The organism is Flintibacter faecis (genome assembly GCF_014287875.1).
In the GTDB taxonomy this organism is placed as follows: domain Bacteria; phylum Bacillota; class Clostridia; order Oscillospirales; family Oscillospiraceae; genus Lawsonibacter; species Lawsonibacter faecis_A.
The window spans coordinates 23892-41253 of sequence record NZ_JACOPN010000007.1; the positions used below are offsets into that span (position 1 = coordinate 23892).

18 protein-coding genes and 1 pseudogene are annotated in these 17362 nt (G+C 63.6%); 9 read left to right on the forward strand and 10 right to left on the reverse strand.

Annotation, left to right across the window (positions count from 1 at the left end; all coding sequences use genetic code 11):
- The first annotated feature begins 31 nt into the window (after nucleotides 1-31).
- Together ftsH and H8S55_RS10265 are read left to right on the forward strand one after the other, a co-directional pair.
- Nucleotides 32-1903 (forward strand): ATP-dependent zinc metalloprotease FtsH, encoded by a 1872-nt coding sequence (gene ftsH, locus H8S55_RS10260; protein WP_186878892.1) that lies wholly within the window; start codon nucleotides 32-34, stop codon nucleotides 1901-1903.
- A gap of 430 nt (nucleotides 1904-2333) precedes the next feature.
- Nucleotides 2334-3326, forward strand: a complete 993-nt coding sequence (locus H8S55_RS10265; RefSeq protein ID WP_186878893.1) for a biotin--[acetyl-CoA-carboxylase] ligase — start codon at nucleotides 2334-2336, stop codon at nucleotides 3324-3326.
- A 64-nt stretch (nucleotides 3327-3390) separates the two neighbouring features.
- On the opposite strand, the gene hpf is transcribed toward H8S55_RS10265, so the two are convergent.
- The 6 genes and pseudogenes from hpf to H8S55_RS10290 all read right to left on the reverse strand — a co-directional run bounded on the left by hpf (nucleotide 3391) and on the right by H8S55_RS10290 (nucleotide 7052).
- The gene (gene hpf, locus H8S55_RS10270) at nucleotides 3391-3942 is read right to left on the reverse strand and encodes a ribosome hibernation-promoting factor, HPF/YfiA family (protein WP_147562564.1); all 552 of its coding nucleotides are present in this window, start codon (nucleotides 3940-3942) and stop codon (nucleotides 3391-3393) included.
- 138 nt (nucleotides 3943-4080) lie between these two features.
- Nucleotides 4081-5241, reverse strand: a complete 1161-nt coding sequence (locus H8S55_RS10275) for an amidohydrolase (RefSeq protein WP_186878894.1) — start codon at nucleotides 5239-5241, stop codon at nucleotides 4081-4083.
- Between the two features lie 203 nt (nucleotides 5242-5444).
- Entirely contained in the window at nucleotides 5445-5921 is a 477-nt protein-coding gene (locus H8S55_RS10280; RefSeq protein ID WP_186878895.1) for a S1 RNA-binding domain-containing protein, read from the reverse strand.
- Nucleotides 5922-5996: 75 nt separating this feature from the next.
- Nucleotides 5997-6272, reverse strand: a complete 276-nt coding sequence (locus H8S55_RS14200) for an FtsB family cell division protein (RefSeq protein WP_147562567.1) — start codon at nucleotides 6270-6272, stop codon at nucleotides 5997-5999.
- Between the two features lie 235 nt (nucleotides 6273-6507).
- Nucleotides 6508-6765: pseudogene (gene yabQ, locus H8S55_RS14535) on the reverse strand (spore cortex biosynthesis protein YabQ); the annotation flags it as partial.
- Nucleotides 6762-7052 (reverse strand): YabP/YqfC family sporulation protein, encoded by a 291-nt coding sequence (locus tag H8S55_RS10290; protein ID WP_186878897.1) that lies wholly within the window; start codon nucleotides 7050-7052, stop codon nucleotides 6762-6764. The gene H8S55_RS10290 and the pseudogene yabQ, both read right to left, overlap by 4 nt.
- Nucleotides 7053-7219: 167 nt before the next feature.
- Here H8S55_RS10290 and H8S55_RS10295 point away from each other — a divergent pair, with 167 nt between their 5' ends.
- The 5 genes from H8S55_RS10295 (at nucleotide 7220) to lexA (ending at nucleotide 11798) form a co-directional block, all read left to right on the forward strand.
- A complete protein-coding gene (locus tag H8S55_RS10295) occupies nucleotides 7220-7993 on the forward strand; it encodes a Cof-type HAD-IIB family hydrolase (protein ID WP_147562570.1) in 774 nt (257 codons plus the stop codon).
- A 122-nt stretch (nucleotides 7994-8115) separates the two neighbouring features.
- Complete coding sequence (locus H8S55_RS10300) at nucleotides 8116-9717, forward strand: MBL fold metallo-hydrolase RNA specificity domain-containing protein (protein WP_186878898.1); 1602 nt, start codon at nucleotides 8116-8118, stop codon at nucleotides 9715-9717.
- A 73-nt stretch (nucleotides 9718-9790) separates the two neighbouring features.
- Nucleotides 9791-10759, forward strand: coding sequence for a DUF975 family protein (locus H8S55_RS10305; RefSeq protein ID WP_186878899.1), 969 nt, complete (start codon nucleotides 9791-9793; stop codon nucleotides 10757-10759).
- A gap of 26 nt (nucleotides 10760-10785) precedes the next feature.
- Entirely contained in the window at nucleotides 10786-11031 is a 246-nt protein-coding gene (locus tag H8S55_RS10310; RefSeq protein WP_186878900.1) for a DUF6718 family protein, read from the forward strand.
- Nucleotides 11032-11180: 149 nt separating this feature from the next.
- Complete coding sequence (gene lexA, locus H8S55_RS10315; RefSeq protein WP_186878901.1) at nucleotides 11181-11798, forward strand: transcriptional repressor LexA; 618 nt, start codon at nucleotides 11181-11183, stop codon at nucleotides 11796-11798.
- Here the strand turns inward: lexA and H8S55_RS10320 are convergent.
- Nucleotides 11761-12309, reverse strand: a complete 549-nt coding sequence (locus H8S55_RS10320; protein WP_366467825.1) for a putative ABC transporter permease — start codon at nucleotides 12307-12309, stop codon at nucleotides 11761-11763. The two genes, lexA and H8S55_RS10320, sit on opposite strands and share 38 nt — an antisense overlap.
- 155 nt (nucleotides 12310-12464) lie before the next feature.
- Between H8S55_RS10320 and pyrB the strand changes: the two genes are divergently transcribed.
- Nucleotides 12465-13532 (forward strand): aspartate carbamoyltransferase, encoded by a 1068-nt coding sequence (gene pyrB, locus H8S55_RS10325; RefSeq protein ID WP_186878903.1) that lies wholly within the window; start codon nucleotides 12465-12467, stop codon nucleotides 13530-13532.
- 167 nt (nucleotides 13533-13699) lie between these two features.
- A complete protein-coding gene (locus H8S55_RS10330) occupies nucleotides 13700-14767 on the forward strand; it encodes a hypothetical protein (RefSeq protein ID WP_186878904.1) in 1068 nt (355 codons plus the stop codon).
- 52 nt (nucleotides 14768-14819) lie between these two features.
- Here H8S55_RS10330 and H8S55_RS10335 read toward each other — a convergent pair whose 3' ends face one another.
- The 3 genes from H8S55_RS10335 to H8S55_RS10345 form a co-directional block, all read right to left on the reverse strand.
- Nucleotides 14820-15494: a DUF1847 domain-containing protein gene (locus H8S55_RS10335; RefSeq protein WP_186878905.1), complete on the reverse strand. Its 675-nt coding sequence runs from the start codon at nucleotides 15492-15494 to the stop codon at nucleotides 14820-14822.
- 70 nt (nucleotides 15495-15564) lie between these two features.
- Nucleotides 15565-16128 carry a Fe-S-containing hydro-lyase gene (locus H8S55_RS10340; protein WP_186878906.1) on the reverse strand — a complete coding sequence of 188 codons (564 nt, stop codon included), beginning with the start codon at nucleotides 16126-16128 and terminating at the stop codon, nucleotides 15565-15567.
- 16 nt (nucleotides 16129-16144) lie between these two features.
- The gene (locus tag H8S55_RS10345; RefSeq protein WP_186878907.1) at nucleotides 16145-16984 is read right to left on the reverse strand and encodes a fumarate hydratase; all 840 of its coding nucleotides are present in this window, start codon (nucleotides 16982-16984) and stop codon (nucleotides 16145-16147) included.
- Nucleotides 16985-17362 lie beyond the last annotated feature (378 nt).

The window sequence follows — 17362 nt, forward strand, 5'->3', positions numbered from 1 at the left end:
CCATCTTCACGCAGGAAAGGATCGTTCATCCATGAGACGTATCACCCCCCGTGACATCGCACTGTACGCACTTCTCTTCGCCGTGGTCTTTTACGCCGTCTCCTTCCTCCAGCGGGCGGACTGGGAGGACGGCCCGGACTACAGCCAGATCCGCACCTATTTCGCCCAGGAGCGGGTGGAGTATTTCACCCTGAAGGACAACGTGCTCACCCTCACCCTTCGGGATGAGAACGGCTCGGACAAGACCTCCACCTTCACCTACGAGCTGGCCCGCACCGACTTCTTCTATGACGATATGCACCAGCTTATCGACCAGCAGCTCTCCGACGGCATCCTAAAGGGCTATGACTATCCCCCGGGCATTGAAAACGCCTGGTGGTACTCCCTGGTAGGCCCTGTGCTCATGGTGGCGGCTGCCGGCGTGTTCCTGTTTGTCATCTTCCGCCAGCGGGCAGCGGCCAGCGGAGGCCCTCCCGGTGCCAACCACTTCGGCCACGCCCGCACCCGCACCCTGTCCGACCAGAGCAAGCCCGTCACCTTCGACGATGTGGCCGGGGCGGAGGAGGAGAAGGGGGAGCTGCAGGAGATCGTGGAGTTTCTCCGGGACCCGGAGCGCTTCACCGCCTTAGGCGCTCGCATCCCCAAGGGCGTGCTGCTGGTGGGCCCTCCCGGCACGGGCAAGACCCTCATCGCCAAGGCGGTGGCCGGGGAGGCCGGGGTCCACTTTCTGTCCATCTCCGGCTCTGACTTTGTGGAGCTGTATGTGGGCGTGGGTGCGTCCCGGGTGCGGGACCTGTTTGAACAGGCCAAGAAAGAGGCCCCCGCCATCGTCTTTATCGACGAGATCGACGCCGTGGGCCGCCGCCGGGGTGCCGGTCTGGGCGGCGGACATGACGAGCGGGAGCAGACCCTGAACCAGCTGCTGGTGGAGATGGACGGCTTCGGCTCCAACGAGGGGGGCATCGTCCTGGCCGCCACCAACCGTCAGGACATTCTGGACCCCGCCCTGCTGCGCCCGGGCCGCTTCGACCGGCAGATCTATGTGGGGCTGCCCGACATCCGGGGCCGGGAGGCCATTCTGAAGGTCCACGCCAAACGTAAGCCCCTGGCCGAGGACGTGTCCCTCACCCAGGTGGCCCAGGCCACCGCGGGCTTCACCGGGGCGGACCTGGCCAACCTGCTCAACGAGGCCGCCCTGCTGGCCGCCCGGCAGCACAGCCAGTTCATCACCGCCGCCCACCTCCACGAGGCCATGCTGAAGGTCATCGCCGGACCGGAGAAGAAGAGCCGGGTGGTCACCGATCACGCCCGCCGTCTCACCGCCTATCACGAGGCGGGCCACGCCGTGGTCATCCACCAGCTGCCCACCCAGGACCCGGTGCATCAGATCACCATCATCCCCCGGGGCCCCGCCGGCGGCATGACCATCTCCCTGCCCACCGAGGACAAGGCCTACCTGTCCAAAAAGGAGCTGGAGGAGCGCATTGCCGTCTGTCTGGGCGGCCGGGTGGCCGAGGAGCTGGTCCTCCGGGACGTGTCCACCGGGGCCTCCAGCGACATTCAAAAGGCCTCGGAGCTCGCCCGGGCCATGGTCACCAAATACGGCATGAGCGAAAAGCTGGGGGCCATCGCCTATGGCAGCGAGAGCGACGAGATCTTCCTGGGCCGCTCCATGGCCCAGGCCCGCACCTATTCCGAGGAGGTGGCCGCCCAGATCGACCAGGAGGTCAAACATATCATAGAGCAGGCCCACGCCCGCTGCCGGGACATCCTCACCCAGCACCGCCATGAACTGGACATCACCGCCCGCTATCTTCTGGACCACGAGACCATGGATGCCCAGACCTTCGACCACGTCTTTACCCAGCCCGACGACCCGGAACTGGCGGGATACCAGGCGTAACGTTTGTCAACCCTCTCCGCCCCCTGCGGGGGCACCTCCCCCAACGGGGGCGGCAAGTAAGAACCGTTATCGGGAATACGCCCGTGGCTCCCCCGGCGGGCCGCTGGGGACAGCGGCCCCTACGGACAAGATTCGTCACATTCCGTAGGGGCGGATGTCCCCATCCGCCCGGAATCCCCCGCCCCTTGGCTCCCCCCGTGGGGGCCGATTCCCCTTATCAAGGGGAAATGTCCCGAAGGGACAAAAGGGATAGGGATCCTGGCACGGCGCAGCCGTGACTGAGAGGGTAAACCCACGCCCCGGAACCGATGTTTCAACCGGCTCCGGGGCGCTCCTTTCCCTTTGTATCGCCCATCGGAAAAGCGGTTGACGATTGTGGGCTTAACTTTTATAATAGAGAAAAATGTTTTGTTGAAACGGAGGATATCCTATGAGTCGGGAAAAAGTTCTGTCCCTGCTGCGGGAGCACCCCAACCAGTCCCTGTCCGGCGAGGCCATGAGCCGCCAGCTGGGGGTCAGCCGCGCCGCAGTGTGGAAGGCCATCGAGGCCCTGCGGCAGGAGGGGTATGTGATCTCCTCCGCCCCCAACCGGGGCTATTGTCTCCAATCCGCCCCTGACCGGGTGCGGGAGGGGGAGCTGGCCGGACCCCTGGCGGGCTGTCTGGTGGGCAGTCAGCTGGCCTGCCTGGATGTCATCGACTCCACCAACACCGAGTGCAAGCGCCGGGCCATGGTGGGGGCCCCGGAGGGGCTGGTGGTGCTGGCAGAGGAGCAGACCGGCGGCCGTGGCCGCCTGGGCCGGAGCTTTCAGTCCCCCCGGGGCTGCGGACTCTATCTGTCCGCCCTGCTGCGCCCCCATGCGGAGCCCGCCGCCGTCACCGACTTCACCGCCTGGGTGGCGGTGGCCGTGTGCGACGGCATCGAAGCTGCCTGCGGCATCCGCCCCCGGATCAAGTGGACCAACGACATTGTGCTCAACGGGCGCAAGCTGGTGGGCATCCTCACCGAGCTGGGCCTGGAGAGCGAGACCAACAGCCTGCAATATCTGGTCACAGGCATCGGAGTGAATGTGAACCACACCCCGGAGGACTTCTCCCCGGACATTCGGGACATGGCCGGGTCCCTGGCCATGGAGCTGGGACACCCCGTCCGCCGGGTGGAGCTGGCGGCGGCCATCATCCGGGCCCTGGACCGGATGTACCGCAGCTTCCCCCAGGACAAGCAGAGGTATCTGGACCAGTACCGGGCCGACTGTCTCACCCAGGGCAACCGGGTACAGCTGGTCACCCCCGTCTCCCGGCAGGAGGCCTATGCCCTGGAGATCGACGACCAGTTCCGCCTGGTGGTGGAGCTGGAGGACGGCACCCGCAAGGCCCTGTCCGCCGGAGAGGTCTCGGTGCGGGGCATGTACGGCTATGTCTGATATCTGAAAAAGCGCAAAAAACGGGGGACCGTCAACTGACGGTCCCCCGAAAAATTTTTATGGCTTACAGCTCGTCCTCGATGAGGCCGTAGTCCCCGTCATACCGGCGATAGACCAGGGCAAAGGCACCGTTGGCATCCTCGTCCCGGAAGGCGAAGAAGCTGTGGCCCAGCAGGTTCATCTGCAGAATGGCCTCGTCCCGGGTCATGGGCTTGATGGGGAAGGTCTTGCTGCGGACGATGCGATACTCGCCCTCCTCGGGCTCGTCGGGGGCGAAGGTGGGAAAGTCCTCCACGTCCAGCGCCCGCTCAAAGGCGCCCTGGCGCAGCCGCTTCTCCAGGCGGGTCTTGTTCTTGCGGATCTGACGCTCCAGCGTGGTCACAGCCGCGTCAATGGAGGCGTGCATATCAGAGGTGCTTTCAGACACGCGGAAGATGGTCCCGCTGGAGCGGATGGTGATCTCCACCTGGTTCAGCCGCTCCTTCTCCACGCTGAAGGTGATGGTGGCGGTGGCATCCTCCTTGAAGAAGCGATCCAGCTTTCCCACCTTTTTCTCCGCATAGGCGTGGATGGAATCGGGCAGAGTGACCTTTTTGTCTGTAAACACGAACTTCATATCTTTCGCTCCTTTCACCCCGAAGGGCTGGTTTCCCAAAGGGAGGATCTCTCCTTCCTTGTCTGGTATTATACCACAAAGCAACCGGATGTGCCACTATTTTTTTAGAAAATTTCCACAAGGACCCGTCAGGTCCCCTCAGCCCTTTATCAGCCGTCCATCGATCCACACCATGCGCACCCGGCACAGCATATCCAGGGGGTCGCCGTGGGTGATGACGATGTCCGCATCCTTCCCCGGCGTAAGGGAGCCCACCCGGTCGGCGATGCCTGCAATGCGGGCGGCCCCGATGGTAATGGCGGACAGCGCCTGCTCCCGGCCCAGCCCGCCCTTCACCGCCATGGCGGCGCACATGGGCAGATACTGCACGGGGGTCTCCGGGTGGTCGGTGCAGATGGCGATGTCCACCCCCGCCCCGGCCAGTTTGGCCGGATTCTCAATGGTCATGTTCCGCAGCTCGGGCTTGGACCGGTCCCCCAGGCTGGGGCCGGTGATGACGGGGATGCCCTCCGCCGCCAGCAATTCAGGCAGCAGATGGCCCTCGGTGCCGTGGACGATGACGCACTTTAAGCGGAACTCTTTGGCGATGCGCACCCCGGTGGCGATGTCGTCGGCCCGGTGGGCGTGGATGTGGACGGGCAGTTCCCCCCGCACCACGGGCAGCAGCGCCTCCAGCTTGAGGTCAAACTCGGGGCGCTCCTCGTCCTCGTCCTCCTCCGCCCGGTCCAGCTTCTCGCCGTACTCCAGGGCCTTGGACAGGTTCTCCCGAATGATGGCCGCCGTGGCCATGCGGGTGACGGGGGTCTCGTGCCGCTCGTTATACACGCACTTGGGGTTCTCTCCCAGGGCCATCTTCATGGCCGCCGGGGCCTTGACGATCATCTCGTCCACCCACCGTCCGGCGGTCTTGATGGCGGCGAACTGGCCGCTCACCGGGTTGGCCGAGCCGGGGCCGGTGAGCACCGTGGTCACGCCCCCCTCCCGTGCCTCCTGAAAGCAGCGGTCCTGGGGATAGATGGCGTCGATGGCCCGCAGGTGAGGGGTGCAGGGGTCGGTGGCCTCGTTGCCGTCGTCCCCCTCAAAGCCCACTGCGTCCCCGAACATCCCCAGGTGGCTGTGGGCGTCGATCAAGCCGGGCAGCACATGGTCCCCCCCGGCGTCCACCGTCTCCCCCTCCCACTCTGCGGGGCAGTCCTCCATGGCCCCCACCCGGGCGATCTTCCCCCCGGACACGGCAACAAAGCCCCGGGGAATGGTCTGTCCGTCCATGGTGTGGACGATACCGTTGATGATAAGCATGATGATTCTCCTTCGTGTATTGTTGTAAATCATGTGGCTGCATGGCGGGCGGACACAGAGGTCCGCCCCTACAGACGACCTACGTGACACGCCGTAGGGGCCGACCTCCGCGTCGGCCCGTCGATGTCCGCTGCACCCGCATATTGCGGCAAAAGGGCCGCCGCACCAAATTAAAGTGCGGCGGCCCTTTTATTTTGCGCTTCTCAGCGGCGGCCTCCGCCGCCGCTGCGGCGGTTTCCGCCCTTTTTCTCGATATACCGCAGCTCAGACAGCTTGCTGTCAGAAGCCTGCATGAACTGCTTCAGCCGGTCCTCAAAGTCGGTGGGCTCCTTAGGGGCCTGGCGGACAAAGCCCATGGGGCGGGAACCGCCGCCCTGGCGGGGGGGCCGTCCGCCTCCGCCGAACCGCTGCTGTCCTCCACCCGCGGGGCGGGCGGGGCGGGGCGGCGGCGCTACCTGCTTGATGGACAGGTTGATCCGCCCTGCCTGGTCAATGCCGATGACCTTGACCTTGACCTCCTGTCCCTCCTTCAGGTGATCCGAAACCTGGTTGACATAGGAATACGCGATCTCCGAGATATGGACCAGACCGGACTTCCCCTCCGGCAGAGCCACAAAGGCCCCGAATTTCGTGATCCCAGTTACCTTTCCGTCCAAAATGGACCCAACACCAAACTCCATAAGCGACCGAAATATCCTCCTTGTGTTTTTCCCTTCCGCTCCGACGGCGGTTTTCCCCGGGCGAAAAGCTCTCTCTTAGTTGGCCACGTCGAAGAAGAGCACCTCGTTTTGCTTCACATAGCCCTTTTCCCGGGCCACCCGCTCCAGCGTCTCAGGGTCATCCTTGTGCTGGATGGCGTCGGTCAGTTCCTGGTTTTTTGCCTGCTGACCGGCCACCTGCTGGGCCAGCGCGTCCCGCTGCACCTGTGTGGTCTGGATCTGCCCCCGAAGCTCCAGCAGAGTGGTGGCCATATAGATCAGCAGGGCCAAAACCACGATCTTGGTCAAAAAACCGGCGCGTTTGAACCGCATCTAACAGCACTCCTCTCTCCCGGGCGGCGCGGCGGCAAGCCGTCTGCTCTGCCTCCTTCGTTTTCCGCTCTATTCTATACCATTTGCCCCAGGAAAGAAAGAGATTTTTTCTAAGTTTTCCGATTTTTTTGAAAATCTGCCAGCATTGCTTCCCCGGCCAGGCGAAAATCCCCAAAATCGCCCCGATCAGATCGGCCAGGCGATAGCCCAGCCAAAGCACCCCGGGGCTGAGCAGACGGAAATAGAGCCCGCCCCCCATCAGGCACAGAGCCGCCCCATAGAGCCGTACCTGGCCGCCCCAGGCCGCCAGGGACCAGCGGAACAGGGCCCACACCGCCGCCAGCCAGAACAAGAGGTCCGCCGCACCCCTCAGCCAGCGCAGTTTCCCCCGCACCCGCACCACCCGCAGCAGGTCATACAGCACGCCCAGGCCGCCCCCCAGCAGCAGCCCCTGACACATGGCCCTGGCCTGCTGCATCACATCCACCGTCATCCGCCCAACAGACGGCTGAACAGGCCGCCCCGGCTCTCCCGCTCCCCGTCATAGAGCAGGGCCGTCACCGTCCCCTCCACCTGCAGGTCGCCCCCGTCCAGAGACAGCTTTTCAATGTGCAGCCCCTCCCCCTGGATCTCCAGTCCGCCCTGGGCGGTGGACAGCACCACCGTGTTTTCGTCAAAGCGCTCCACCTCCTCCACGCCGGACACCGTCAGCCGGCTCCGGTCCTCCAGCACCACCCGATGGGACAACTCCGGTCCCATCCGCTCCTGGTCAAAGGCCATGTCCCTCTCCCCCTTTCCGTTGTCCCCATTTTATGGCCGCCCCGGCAGGGGTTATGCCTTTTTCCCCACAAGCGCACAGAATCGTGGAAAACGCATATGGAAATCTGCCCCGCCCTCGTGTACAATGGTCCATAGCGTGAAATTTTCCCCGAAAGGACGATACTCTTATGATAAAAGCCATGTTCTTCGACGTGGACGGCACCCTGGTCAGCTTCCGCACCCACAGGACCACCGCCGCCATGGCGGACGCGCTGGAACAGCTTCACCGCCGGGGCATCAAGCTGTTCATCTCCACCGGGCGGCACCCCCGGATGCTGCAGTATCTCCGGGACCTGTTCCCCTTCGACGGCTGGGTGACCATGAGCGGCCAGTTCTGCTATTGCGGCGACCAGGTCATCCACCGCAACCCCATGGACCGCCAGGCGGTGGAGGAGCTGGTGTCCGCTGCGGCCAGCAACGCCTTCTCCTGCATCTTTCTGGAGGGTCATGACATCTACATCAACTATGCCAACGAGCAGACCCATGAATTTATGAAGGACCTGTACCTCCCCCTGCCCCCCGTTCAGGACCCCCGCCGCGCCTTGGACGGCGAGCTGTACCAGGCCATCACCTTCCTGTCGAAGGAGAACGAACACCTGCTGCTGGACCGGGCTCCCCACCTGAAGACCACCCGGTGGCACCCAACCTTCCTGGATGTCATCCCCGCCACTGGAGGCAAGGACAAGGGCATGGATGCCATGCTCGCCCACTTCGGCCTGACCCCGGCAGAGGCCATGGCCTTTGGCGACGGAGAGAACGACCTGACCATGCTGTGCCACGCGGGGATCGGCGTGGCCATGGGCTCGGCCAGTGACTTTGTCAAGGCCCGGGCCGACTATACCACCGGCACAGTGGACGAGGACGGCGTGCTCTCCGCCCTGCGGCACTTTGAATTGCTGTAACGCCCCCTTTTTGCACATTTTACAATTTCCTGTGGAATTTCTCCCGGCACGGGTGTACAATAAGGCCAAGAAGAAGACCCAGAAGCCCCGCATACTTCAATCCATGTACGGGAGGGACCACTATGAAACTTACATTCTTCGGCGCGGCCCACGCCGTCACCGGCAGCTGTCACTGTCTGGAGGTCAACGGACGGAAGCTCCTCATCGACTGCGGTCTGCAGCAGGGCCAGGACGAGCACGACGACAACGCCCTGGACTTTGCCCCCGGCTATATCGACTATGTGCTGGTGACCCACGCCCACATCGACCACACCGGCCGGCTGCCCCTGCTGGCCAAGCAGGGCTTTAACGGCCGCATTCTCACCACCCGCCTCACCGGGCAGCTCATGTCCATCATGCTGCGGGACTCCGCCCACATCCAGGAGGGGGATGCCCAGTGGAAAAACCAGAAGGGCGAGCGCGCCGGCCTGCCCCCGGTGGAGCCTCTCTACACCCTGGACGATGCCGAGGCTGTCCTCCAGCAGGTGGACACCTGCGAATATGGCGAGATGGTGGACCTGTGCGAGGGAGTCCAGGTGCGCTTCAACGACGCGGGCCATCTGCTGGGCTCTGCGGAGATCGAGCTGTGGTGTACGGAAAACGGCGTGACCAAAAAGCTGGTTTTCTCCGGCGACCTGGGCAACGTGGACCAGCCCATCATCCGGGACCCCTCCTATCTGCAGGAGGCGGACTATGTCATCATGGAGTCCACCTATGGCGACCGGGACCACGAGCCGCCGGAGAGCTATACCGGTGCCCTGGCCCAGCTCATTGACGAGGTGTTTTCCAAGGGGGGCAACATCATCATCCCCTCCTTCGCCGTGGGCCGCACCCAGGAGCTGCTGTACTTCCTGCGGGAGATCAAGGACAAGCACATGGTCAAGTCGGTGCCCAACTTCACCGTCTGCGTGGACAGCCCCCTGGCCGCCGAAGCCACCCGTATCTACGCCGGGAACCTCCACGGCTATCTGGACGAGGAGGCCATCGCCGTGCTGCAGAGCGGCAGCGACCTGTTCACCTTCCCCGGCCTGACCCTCACCCAGTCTACCGAGGAGTCCAAGGCCCTGAACGCTGACAAGACTCCCAAGATCATCCTGTCCGCCTCCGGCATGTGCGACGCGGGCCGCATCCGCCACCACCTAAAGCACAACCTGTGGCGGCCGGAGTGCGCCGTGGTCTTTGTGGGCTATCAGGCGGAGGGCACCCTGGGCCGCCGCCTGCTGGAGGGGGCCAAGACCGTCAAGCTCTTCGGCGAGGAGATCGCCGTCCGGGCCCGCATCGTCAACTTCAAGGGCCTGTCCTCCCACGCCGACCGGAGCCATCTGCTGTCCTGGGTGAAGCGCTTCTCCCCCAAGCCCCAGCAGGTCTTTGTGGTCCATGGGGACAGCCCCATCACCGAGCTGTTCGCCAAGACCCTGAACGACGAGCTGGGCATCCCCGCCCACGCCCCCCTGTATGAGGAGGTCTATGACCTGACGGAGAACCGCCTGCTGGCCCCCGGCGTGGTGCTGGAGCGCAAGCCCCGTCCCGCCGGTGCCTCTGCCGCCTCCCCCGCCTATGTGCGGCTGCAGGATGTATCCAAGCAGCTGGAGCTGCTCATCAGCCGCAGCCGGGGCCGCCCCAACAAGGACCTGGCCAAACTGGCCGACCAGATCCGTCAGGTCATGGAGAAGTGGGACGCATAAACTCAATTTCACCCTGGGGCCGCCCAAACGGGCGGCCCCCACTCTGTCATCACACATTACATCGGAGGAACCCATGGAAATCGACCGCAAAGAACTCAAGCGCCGGGCCCGGGCGGATATGGGCGCGGCCCAGCCCCCCTTCTGGGCGGTGCTGCTGGCCTATCTTCTGCTGACCACCGGGGTCAGCGACCTGCTCTATCTGGTCCCCCTCCCCGGGGGCGATGCCATCCCCACCACATCCATCTTTCTGTCCGTACTCATCTCCCTCTATCTGTGTGTGATGAGCTTTGGCCTGGACCTGTGGTCCCTGTGGACCACCCGGCACCTGGACCCCGGCGTGAACGCCCTGTTCCAGGGCTTCTCCATAGCAGGGCGGGTCATCTGGCTGAACATCTGTGTGGCCCTGCAGATCACCGTCCGCCTCTTCCCCGCCGTCATTGCCCTGGTGCTGTTCTATTTTCTCCTGTCCCCCCTGCTGCTCTCCGCCCCGGTGGCCCTCATCTGCTGCACCATCCCGGTGATGTTCGCCCTGTACTACAACATCGTCCTGCGCTATGCCCTGGCCCCCTATCTCCTGGCCGACCGCCCGGACGACGGGGCAGGGCTGGCCATCCGCCGCAGCATGGAGCTGATGCGGGGCTGGAAGTGGGAGCTGTTCAAGCTGGACTTCTCTTTTATCGGCTGGCTCATCCTGCTGGAAGTGCTGCGCCTGCTGGCCTCCTGTGCCGCTCTGGCGGGCAGCGGATTTTTCGCCCTGCTGACCCAGCTGCCCGCCGCCGATCTGCCCAGGCTGATCCCCGGCTATGTGGTCTGGCTCAACGACTTCTCCGGCACCCTGGGCTCCTTCTCCGATACCCAGGTACAGCTGTTCACCCTCTTCTCCCAGGTGGGAGAGGGTACGTTCGCCTCCCTCCTGGGCGACCTGTTCTCCCTGCCCCTGCTGCTGTGGCTCACCCCCTACCGCAAGGTGGCCCGGGCCGCCTTCTACGATGCCCGCCAGGCCATGCCCGAGCCCAATACCCAGGACCTTCCGCCGCTCTGAAGTTAGAAAACAGGAGGTGCAGAATCGTGGGGGACAAAACGATTTATGTTGTGGCAAAGGTCTTTGACCGGCAGGGCTGCCTTGCCTATCGCTGCAAAACCGCCCGCGAGGCCAGATGCCTGCCCGGTACACTGGAATCGCTCCGGGCCGAGGGTGTGCAGATCGTCATTCTGGACAGTCCCGACCTGTACTCTGAATATGCGCCCTATCAGTATGTCGAGGACATGAAGGAATTCATTGACATGGTCTGTGCGTTGAACCGTGTTGCGTAAGAAAAATTCGTGCAGCGGTCAGCGGCTTCGTGCCGTTGGCCGCTTTTTCCTGCACAGTGGTCCATCTCAAACGTCCGTTTGACAACCGTACATATGTATGATACACTGAGTTTAACATCACGATCCCTTGTGGAAAGGAGCGCTGCCTGATGGTCAAGCTCACCCCGAAGCAGCAGCAGATCTATGACTATATCCTCTCCTTCACCGCCCAGCACGGCTATCCCCCCTCGGTGCGGGAGATTGGTGCGGCGGTGGGGCTGAAGTCCCCCTCCACCGTCCACTTTCACATGAAGGGGCTGGAGGAGGCCGGCGTCATCGTCAAGGCCGAGGGCAAGACCCGGGCCATCTCCATCCCCGCCATGCCCCTGGGGGCAGTGGCCGAGGAGACCGACCCCAGAGAGAACCAGATCCCCATCCTGGGCAACGTGGCCGCCGGGGCCCCCATTCTGGCCGAGGAGTGCATCGAGGACTACCTCACCTTCGACACCCAGGGCATGTCCGGGGAGCACTTTGCCCTGCGGGTGCGGGGGGAGTCTATGCTGGGTGCCGGCATCCTGCCCGGCGACCTGGTAGTGGTCCACCGGCAGCAGGATGCCTATAACGGTGAGATCGTGGTGGCCCTGTTCGAGGACGAGGCCACCGTGAAGACCCTCTCCCGCCGGGGCGGGCACACCTGGCTGCTGCCCGAAAACCCGGACTATGACCCCATCGACGGCGACCTGGCCGACATCATCGGCAGGGTGGTGGCGGTGGTCCGGCGGTATTAAACTGCCAGCCGAGACAGGCCCGGTCCCCTGTGTGCCGTAAAAGCGCCGCGGATAACAGCAGGTCCGACCCCACCGCCGCGGCGGCCCAGCCCGTGACGATGGCGGGGATACCCCCTAAGATCGGCCCCATCACCGGCTCCACCCCATAGACAAGCCCCATGGCCAGCGCCCCCCAGGCCAGGGAGAAGGGCAGACACACCCGTCCCCTTATGTTTCCGGGCAGACCGGCATAGTCCCAGAACTGCACCCCCAGCCCCCGCTGACACAGGGCCGCCCAGGCGTACTCCACCCCCGTGGCCGTCAGGCCCCCCAGCAGAAACAGGGCCCAGGGCCGCCCCTGCACCCAGCTGGGCAGGGCCAGAATAGCCAGCGCCCCCGCCCCATACACCGGACACAGGGGCAGCACCCGCAGGCACTTCCGGCTCCCCCCGCCTCCGGTGAGCCGGGCATAGGCCGTCTCCAGCAGAAAACCGCAAAAGCTGTACCACACAAAATTCCAAAACCAAACCACGAATGAACCCCTCCGTTCTCCCCCTCTAGGGTCGCCGAACAGGCCGGGTTTCATTCGTTTCTTTTCGTTCTTGCAACCTATCGCCTTTTGTGGTAAGATAGCCCGATGGAAACCCCGGTTTCTGAAAACAAAGATAAGGTTGGGAGTGGCGTTCAATGCGGCATTTAATTGATTTTGGTGATCTGCCCCGCCAGGAGTGGGACAGCCTGTACCACCGGGCCAGTGAGATCATAGATGCACCGGAAAAATTCATTGACGTATGTCGGGGCAAGGTGTCTGCCAACCTGTTTTACGAGCCCTCCACCCGCACCAACTTCTCCTTTCAAACGGCCATGCTCCGTCTGGGCGGCTCGGTATTCGGCTTTGCCGACCCCAATTCCTCCTCTGTGTCCAAGGGAGAGACGTTGAAGGACACCATCAAGATCGTCTCCAACTATGCCGATGTCATCGTGATGCGCACCCCCTGGGAGGGCGCAGCCAAGGCCGCCTCCCTCTATTCCAACGTGCCCGTGGTCAATGCCGGCGACGGCGGCCACATGCACCCCACCCAGACCATGGCCGACCTGACTACCATCACCCGCCTGCGGGGCAAAGTAGACGACCTGTCCATCGGCCTGTGCGGCGACCTGAAAAACGGCCGCACTGTCCACTCCCTCATCAAAGCCCTGGCCAAGTTCCAGAACATCACCTTCTTCCTCATCTCCCCCCGGGAGCTGGCAGTACCCGACTATGTCCGCACCTTCATGCGGGAGAACAACATGCGCTTTACCGAGGTCACCGGTCTGGAGGCCGTGATGCCCCAGCTGGACGTACTGTATATGACCCGCATCCAGAAGGAGCGCTTTGTGGACCCGGTGGAGTATGAGCGCAACAAGGGCATCTATGTCCTCACCCGTCGAAAGCTGGACCGGGCCAAGCCCGACATGCTCATCCTCCACCCCCTGCCCCGTGTGGATGAGATCACCGTGGACGTGGACGACGACCCCCGGGCCGTCTTTTTCCAGCAGGCCCGCTTCGGCATGTTCGCCCGCATGGCCCTGTTGGAGCACCTGGCCACCCAGCCCCGGTGGGAGGACCGGGATCTCCCCCCCGTGGAGATCGGCACCAAGCCCGTTTGCACCAACCCCCGCTGCATCACCCAGACCCAGCACTATCTGCCCCCCCTGGTCAAAAAGATCGGCGGCGTGGACTGCTGCGGCTTCTGCGACGCGGCCCTGCGATAAAGATACAGATCAGCCCTCAAAAGACGCGCCTGTCTTTCGAGGGCTTTTTTCTTTCCGTCTGTAAAGAAAAATTTTATCTCAACCGGGAACATTTTTCCTTCCCCTGCGTCTATACCGGTGAACACAAAAAAGTGCGGCCAGTGCCGCAGGAAAAGGAGCCGATACCTATGAAAAAAACACGTCTCACGGCCCTGATATTGGGCGGCATCATGCTCTGCCTCACCGGCATCCCCGCCCTGGCAGCGGACACGACGGCAGATGCGTCTGCGGCCACCTCTTCCGTCCCGGCCAGCCTGCCCGGTGACGGCGGCCCCGACAGCCTGCTGTATTACGGCACCGTCCGCATCACCGCCCGGGACGGCCAGGGCCGCCCCGCCCAGCTGTCCCTCACCAGCGATCAAGGCACCGTCCTGGCCCTCACCGCCGACGAGAACACCGCCTGGGTGGACAGCGGCAAGCACGCCGCCAGCGACCCCGCCACGCTGAAAGACGGGGAGCAGGTCTATGTGGCCCTGGACTATGACCGCACCCAGCCCTATGCTCCGCTGCCCTCCGCCGGCCGGGCCCTGGCCGTGCTGCGCAACATCCCCCAGGACGGCGGCTGCGCCCAGTACCATGTGATCGGCGATGCGGAGCCCGGTGACAAGGGACAGTACACCCTCACCGTGGACAACGGCGGCCTGTTTATTTTCACCGGGGAGACCACCGGTGTCTCCGGCTATGACGGCTCCGCCCTGACCCTGTCCGACCTGAAGGCCGGCGACACCATCCTGGCCTGGTATGACGTGGTCCTCACCTCCTACCCCGGCCAGACCTACGCCACCCACGTCATGCGCCTGAACCGGCCCCAGTTGCCCGACGGCACCCAGCTGGCCCTGAAGCTGGACGGCAAGGACAGCGCCATTACCGGCATGATCCGCTCCGGCCAGCCCATGGTCCCTGTGGCCGCCGTGGCCCGGGAGTTGGGCCTCCAGGTCTATTACGATGCCGTGAACGGGGACAACGGCCCTCTGGTCCGGGTGGAGAACGACCAGTTCTCCGTGCGCATCCTGCTGAAAGCCCCCCTGATCTTCGGCACCACAAAAATCGACGGCATGGCGGGCACCACCGGCTCCCTGCCCTACAGCGAGCTGACCTATGTCCAGGCCCCCGGCACCACCTGGGCCCCGGCTTCCCTGTTCCAGATGCTGGGCCACACCATCACCCTGGACGGGACCACCCTGAACATTCAGTAATCTGCAATCACCTGAAAACGGCCGCCCCACACCGGGGCGGCCGTTTTTAGGTTTACTTTTCTTCCCCGTCCATGGAATTTCTGCCGGAGAAATAGCCGTCGGCGCAGTAGATGGCGGCCACGGGGTTGTGGCCCGTGACCCGGTCCTTGGCCACCAGGGTGGTGACGGGGGCCTCGCAGTGGCGATAGAACAGGGAGTCGTGGCCCACACACAGACCCAGACAGATGTTAAACTCCGTCTTGGCCTGATTGAGCAGTTTGGCCTGGGCGATGGGGTTGCACATGGGCTCCTCCACCAACTGTTTCTGGAAGGGCGTACACTCCACATGGTGGTCGGGGGTGGACAGGGTCTCCTCGGTAAAGCCGGCCTCCCGCTTGGGGATGCCGCCGGTCTTGCAGCACACGGACACCACCTGGAACCCCTGCTTGCGCAGGATGCGCTCTACAATGGCGGCCTCCTTGTGCAGGCCCATGCAGAAGCCCATCCCCAGTCGGGTATAGCCCATGCGGTGGGCAAACTCTGCCACCTCCCGCAGGCGGGGCCACTGGCAATAGCCCAGCGCCTCGATGGCGGTGCTGGTCAGGAAGAAGTCGTGGTTCTCCGGCTTGGCGTATTCCTCCAGGATGTGGTCAAAGAAGTCATTGTCCCGCATCGGGCAGTTCTTGGGCATCTTTTCCTTGTCTCCGGTCTCGCATGCGGCGATGGTACAGCTAGCGCAGGTAAACATAACTTGTTCTCCTCTCCGGTCCCATATGTATTTTTTCTCCCCCTCCTCACCGAGGGAGCAGAAAACAGATCTATTCGCCCGCCCGGGCAGCCAGATAGGCCTCCGGTCCGGCCTGATACAGGTCTCCTCCGTGGGCATCCAGAATCACAGTAAGGGGGAAATCTTTTACCTCTAAACGGCGGACGGCCTCACAGCCCAGGTCCTCCCAGCAGATGACCTCCAGCGACCGGACGCTGGCGGCCATCAGGGCTCCGGCTCCGCCTAAGGCGGCCAGATAGACGGCCCCATTGCGCACCACCGCATCCTTCACGGCCTGGTTCCTGGCCCCCTTGCCGATCATGATGGACTGGCCCAGATCCAGCAGCCGGGGGGAATAGGCATCCATGCGCCCGCTGGTGGTGGGGCCGGCGGAGCCGATGACCTGGCCGGGGCGCTCCGGCGTGGGGCCTACATAGTAGATGGCCGAGCCCTCCAACGGAAAGGGCAGGGGCTCCCCTGCGTCCAGCAGCTCCATCAGCCGCTTGTGGGCCGCATCCCGGGCGGTGTACACCACGCCGGACAGCAGCACCGTGTCCCCCGCCTTCAGGGGGGCGAGCTCCTCCCGGGTCACCGGGGTGGTCAGACGATATTGCATGAAAACTCCTCCCCTCTCACAGCTGTGCCGTCGCCCGGCGGGTCACGTGGCAGCTCACATTCACCGCCACCGGCAGCCCGGCCACGTGGGTGGGGGCCGCCTCGATGGACAGCCCCAGGCAGGTGGTCTGGCCGCCGAAGCCCTGGGGACCGATGCCCATGGCGTTGATCTCCTCCAGCAGCTCCCCCTCCAGCTGGGCGTAATAGGGGTCGGCGTTGGGCCGGTCGATGGGCCGCAGCAGGGCGTGCTTGGCCAGATAGGCCACCTTGTCAAAGGAGCCGCCCACGCCGATGCCCAGCACAATGGGCGGGCAGGGGTTGGGGCCGGCCTGGCGGACGGTGTCCAGCACGAACTTCTTTACGCCCTCCACCCCGTCGGCGGGTTTGAGCATTCCCAGGCGGCTCATGTTCTCACTGCCAAAGCCCTTGGGGGCCACAGTGATGGTGCAGCCCTCCCCGGGCACCAGACGCAGGGTGATGGCGGCGGGGGTGTTGTCCCCGGTGTTCACCCGGCGCAGGGGATCGCCCACAATGGACTTGCGGAGATAGCCCTCCCCATAGCCCCGGCGGACCCCCTCGTGAACGGCCTGTTCAAAGTCCCCCTCAATGTGGACATCCTGGCCCAGCTCCACAAAGACGCAGGCCATGCCCGTATCCTGGCAGATGGGCAGGTCCTTCTGTTCGGCCAGCTCCATATTGTCCCACAGCAGGCCCAGGGTCTCCTTGGCCAGGGGCCAGGGCTCCTCCTTCCGGCGGCGGTCCAATGCGGCCACGATGTCATCGGGCAGGCGGGTGTTGGCCTGGATACACAGCCGTGCCACCGTGTCCGTGATGGCGGCAGCGGTGATGGTTCGCATACAGTTCTCCCTCTTTCTCTTTGGGTTTGATGGTTTTATTATATCAGAGGATTCCACAAAAAGAAAGCGCAACAGGACCCGACTTTTGCCATCAGACCATGCTGCGCTTTTGGGTTGAAACTTTTTTGCAAAATATCACGAATCGCAGCCGGTTCGCCGCCCCAGTCAGCTCCGGGATACAGAAGGGAAATCTCCTTGACGAAGGAAGCGTTTCCCGCTATAATAAAATACATCTTGAATATCCTGTTGCTGTAGTTTGATAGCAGAATATTTCACTTGCTGAAAAAGTGTCATTGGTCATCGCCCATGCAGCATATGGACAGTTCCCCAAAAGTTGGTGTGCTGGTGCAGCTCAGTCGGCAGCGCATCTGATTCGCA

What these genes read in the sequence shown, in the direction of transcription:
- ftsH (WP_186878892.1), top strand. Translation starts at nt 32, where the DNA reads ATGAGACGTATCACCCCCCGTGACATCGCACTGTACGCACTTCTCTTC.
- H8S55_RS10275 (WP_186878894.1), bottom strand. Translation starts at nt 5,241, where the DNA reads ATGCTTATCATCAACGGTATCGTCCACACCATGGACGGACAGACCATT.
- H8S55_RS10265 (WP_186878893.1), top strand. Translation starts at nt 2,334, where the DNA reads ATGAGTCGGGAAAAAGTTCTGTCCCTGCTGCGGGAGCACCCCAACCAG.
- H8S55_RS10335 (WP_186878905.1), bottom strand. Translation starts at nt 15,494, where the DNA reads ATGTTTACCTGCGCTAGCTGTACCATCGCCGCATGCGAGACCGGAGAC.
- pyrB (WP_186878903.1), top strand. Translation starts at nt 12,465, where the DNA reads ATGCGGCATTTAATTGATTTTGGTGATCTGCCCCGCCAGGAGTGGGAC.
- H8S55_RS10290 (WP_186878897.1), bottom strand. Translation starts at nt 7,052, where the DNA reads ATGGCCTTTGACCAGGAGCGGATGGGACCGGAGTTGTCCCATCGGGTG.
- H8S55_RS10280 (WP_186878895.1), bottom strand. Translation starts at nt 5,921, where the DNA reads ATGGAGTTTGGTGTTGGGTCCATTTTGGACGGAAAGGTAACTGGGATC.
- H8S55_RS10300 (WP_186878898.1), top strand. Translation starts at nt 8,116, where the DNA reads ATGAAACTTACATTCTTCGGCGCGGCCCACGCCGTCACCGGCAGCTGT.
- H8S55_RS10345 (WP_186878907.1), bottom strand. Translation starts at nt 16,984, where the DNA reads ATGCGAACCATCACCGCTGCCGCCATCACGGACACGGTGGCACGGCTG.
- H8S55_RS10295 (WP_147562570.1), top strand. Translation starts at nt 7,220, where the DNA reads ATGATAAAAGCCATGTTCTTCGACGTGGACGGCACCCTGGTCAGCTTC.
- H8S55_RS10330 (WP_186878904.1), top strand. Translation starts at nt 13,700, where the DNA reads ATGAAAAAAACACGTCTCACGGCCCTGATATTGGGCGGCATCATGCTC.
- H8S55_RS10305 (WP_186878899.1), top strand. Translation starts at nt 9,791, where the DNA reads ATGGAAATCGACCGCAAAGAACTCAAGCGCCGGGCCCGGGCGGATATG.
- H8S55_RS14200 (WP_147562567.1), bottom strand. Translation starts at nt 6,272, where the DNA reads ATGCGGTTCAAACGCGCCGGTTTTTTGACCAAGATCGTGGTTTTGGCC.
- H8S55_RS10340 (WP_186878906.1), bottom strand. Translation starts at nt 16,128, where the DNA reads ATGCAATATCGTCTGACCACCCCGGTGACCCGGGAGGAGCTCGCCCCC.
- hpf (WP_147562564.1), bottom strand. Translation starts at nt 3,942, where the DNA reads ATGAAGTTCGTGTTTACAGACAAAAAGGTCACTCTGCCCGATTCCATC.
- lexA (WP_186878901.1), top strand. Translation starts at nt 11,181, where the DNA reads ATGGTCAAGCTCACCCCGAAGCAGCAGCAGATCTATGACTATATCCTC.